This window comes from Mycobacterium sp., from assembly GCF_051006775.1.
GTDB lineage: Bacteria > Actinomycetota > Actinomycetes > Mycobacteriales > Mycobacteriaceae > Mycobacterium.
The window spans coordinates 1-3,619 of the sequence record NZ_JBPCSX010000236.1 but is presented as its reverse complement, the minus strand read 5'-3'; the positions used below and the strand labels follow the sequence as shown (position 1 = coordinate 3,619).

The following is a 3,619-nucleotide window of genomic DNA, read 5'->3' as shown; positions in this document are numbered from 1 at the left end:
GCGTCTGTGGCGCCCGGTTCCCGGTCGAAGAACTCCATCGCCGTTTCGGGCAGCGCCCCCGCTGTACAGATTCAGGTCGCCGTCCAAGCAGCAACGGTTCCGCAGGCCGGCCTTCCGGTTGGCCCGGAGAGCACCACGACTCGCCTGACGGTGGTCAGCGCCGCGGACAACGGACTCGTCGAGAGCGTCGTGTCGGCGCAGCAGCTGCCGGCAGCCGCCACCGCCGCTCCGTCCCCGGCAGCGGTTCAGGACGCCCTTCTCGGCGTGATGTCTGCCGTCGGCTGGGGTCCGATTGGCGACCCGGTCGCGGCTCTGCCCGCTGCAGCGTCCCTGACCGCTCAGCGCAGGGCGCGCTCGGCCGCGGCGGTCGTCGGCACGCCGGTCGTCGCGGGCGATCCGCCGGAGCCCACGCTGTTCGCTGCCGCTGCGGCAGACCCGCTGCTGCCCGGAGCCTCCAACGGCGTCACCGGCGTGCAGGTGGGCCACTCGCGCCTGGCGATCCCGGGCGCGTTCATCGGAAACACGGTCGCAGCCGACTGGTACTTCCCCACCCAGGCCGACGGCTCGGTTGACGCCCAGGGCGTGATCTGGCTGCAGCACGGCTTCGGTGCCATGAACACGTTCTACTCGGCGCTGGCCCTCGAGTTGGCGCAGAAGACCAACAGCATCGTGGTGGCCCCCACGCTGTCGTCGATTCCGTTCACTTTCTCGGGAGGCTGCCTGATCTGCAGCACCTCTCAGCAGGCCGTCGCCGATGTCTTCCTCGACCCCAACCGCACGGCCCTGGTCACCAGTGCTCAAGACGCCGGATACACCGGCAGCGTCAGCGAACTGTTGGGCGCGTTCGTGCTGTCCGGGCACTCCGCCGGCGGCGGGTTCGCCACCGCGACAGCCTCTGATTACATCAACGCGGGCGATGCCGCACAGGATGCCGAGCTGTTGGGCGTGGTGATGTTCGACGGCGTTTCCAATGGCGTCTTCGACGGCTCCTTCACCCAGCAGCTGGCGGTCTTGGACACTTCCGCCACGCCGGTGTATCAAATCGCCGCCCCCGCGCAAGCCTTTAACCTCTTCGGAGCGACCACGAACCAGTTGCTGGCCGACCGGCCCGGCCAGTTCGACGGTGCCGTACTGGTGGGCGGCTCGCACGTCGACTCGATGCTCGGCACCAACCCGATAATCGACTTCGTCTCGCAGCTGGTGACCACGTTCTCGCCGGCCGGCAACACCGCGGCCGTGTACAACCTGAGCACCGGCTGGATCAACGATCTCTACGTCGGGGCCACCCCGGATGCACCGCAGTACGGTTTCTACTCCGCGGCCCAAGGTCAGATCATCATGGGCAACGCCGCCGCGGTGAGCCTGCCCAACTACTTCGCCAACAACCTGTCGCCGCTGGACACACTGCTCAAGAACGCGATCGACGCCGTCGGCTCGCTTTTGGGCCTAACTCCGGTTCCGCCGGTCAACACCGGGACCAACGGCGTGACCGGCTATGTGACACCGCCGCTGTCCAATGGCGTGACCGGCGTGCGGACGGGGTCGGCTGCGTTGCTCATCCCCTCCGGGGTCAACGGGTACAGCGCACCCGCCGACTGGTACTTCCCGACCCAGGCCGACGGCTCCGTCCAGGCCAACGGCATCATCTGGCTGCAGCACGGCTTCCTCGGCTTCAACACCTGGTACGCGGATATGGCGCAGGCATTGGCCCAGGAAACCAACAGCATCGTGGTGGCGCCCAACATCTTCTGGTTTGATCCCGCGTTCTCCGGCGTGGCCGCCGCCGAGATGTTCGTGGGAGACCGGGGCGCCCTGAACATCAGCGCCAACCAGGCCGGCTACGACGGCATGCTGCCGCAGACGTTCATCCTCACCGGGCATTCCGCCGGCGGCCGGTTCGCCACGACAGCCGCCGCGGGCACCGTCGCAAACGGCTCCTCCGGCGATCTGCTGGGTGTGGTGATGTTCGACGGCGTCTCCCGCCCACCGACTTTCACCGATCAGCTGCAGGTGCTCATCGACGCAGGAATCCCGGACTATCAGATCGCCGCCCCGCCGCAACGTTGGAACGCCTGGGGCGTGGCCACCGAGGCGATGTTGGCCAAGTACCCGGACCAGTTCTTCGGGGTGCAGATCGACAACGGCTCGCATACCGACGTCATCGGCGGCGACTCGCTATGGGGGTGGCTGGGCGAAATCGGCAGTGACCTGATCGTCAAGCCGTCCCCGCCCGGGGGCAAAGCCGCGGTGCGCACCTACGCCACCGGCTGGATCAACGACCTCTACAACGGGACAGGGCCGACCGACCCGGTCTACGGCATCTATGGCAACCCCAACGACGGCACCTACGTGCCCAACCAAGCCATCGTCATGGGTGAGGCCGGGGCGACCACACTGCCGGCGCCGCCGCCGGTCGACATCAACCAGTACGCGGGCAAGTGGTATGAGCAGGGCAGCGTCAAGATGTTCTTCTCGCTCGGCCTGGTCAACACCACGGCGACCTACACGCCTCAGGCGGACGGTTCGGTCAAGGTCGAGAACGCGGGCAACTACTTCGGTCCCAACGGCCCGTCGTCGACCATCACCGGCGCTGCACTGGTGGTCAACTCACCCACGAACACCCGCCTGAACGTCGGTTTCTTCTTCGGCCAGCCCAACAACACCGACGAGCCGGGTAACTACTGGATCCTGGATTACGCGCCTGATTACAGCTGGGCGATCGTCGGCGACCCCAACGGAACCGCCGGCTACATTCTGACCCGCGACCAGGAGATCACCGATGCGGAGTACAACGCGCTGGTGGCCCGGGCCTACCAGTTGGGTGTGAATCGCGTCATCACCCGGACCCTGCAGTTCCCGACATCGTCCACCAGCTAGACCGGGCCGGGAATTTATCCACAACAAACACGGCCAAAACGCTTGACGGAAAGACGCAAACGGTTCAATCTGTTGTGCAGCATGCGCGCACGGCAGCTCAGCCGCCGAGGCCGGTCATGCTCTATTTGAGGTTGTCGCCTTTCTGCGGTATCGTCGATCGTTGCGCTGGCTTCCCCCTGCCTGCCTCACCCGCACCTTGACACCGTGGTCCTGGTCTGAGCCATATCGTCCCAGCTCAGTGACCATTTACGTGTTGTGTGCTCCGGTTGGTCCGGACAGGTGAACGCCAGCCAAACCTCGCAGATTAGCGGCGAAAGGTCCGGCGCGGCCGGTAACTGAGTAGTCCGCATTGGTGCTGGAAGGACGCATCTTGGCAGTCTCTAGCCAGAGCAAGACCACTACCTCTTCTAACCCGGTTCCGGGAGCGCCGGCCCGAGTGTCATTCGCCAAGCTGCGTGAGCCACTCGAAGTCCCCGGTCTGCTCGACGTGCAGACCGACTCGTTCAAATGGCTGATCGGTGACCCGGTATGGCGGCAGAAGGCGGCCGCGGCGGGTGACCCCAACCCGGTGGGCGGCCTCGAAGAGGTGCTCGCTGAGCTGTCCCCGATCGAGGACTTCTCCGGCTCGATGTCGCTGAGCTTCTCCGACCCGCGCTTCGACGAGGTCAAGGCGCCGGTCGACGAGTGCAAAGACAAGGACATGACGTACGCGGCCCCGCTGTTCGTCACGGCCGAGTTCATC

General features: G+C 66.0%; 1 protein-coding gene and 1 pseudogene. Both read left to right on the top strand.

Annotated elements, in window-relative coordinates:
* Positions 1-2,877, top strand: a 2,877-nt coding sequence (locus tag ACR2JI_RS16510; protein ID WP_526391900.1) for a lipocalin family protein, incomplete at its 5' end; no start/stop codon positions are given.
* Positions 2,878-3,247: 370 nt separating this feature from the next.
* Positions 3,248-3,619, top strand: a pseudogene (locus tag ACR2JI_RS16505) (DNA-directed RNA polymerase subunit beta); the annotation flags it as partial.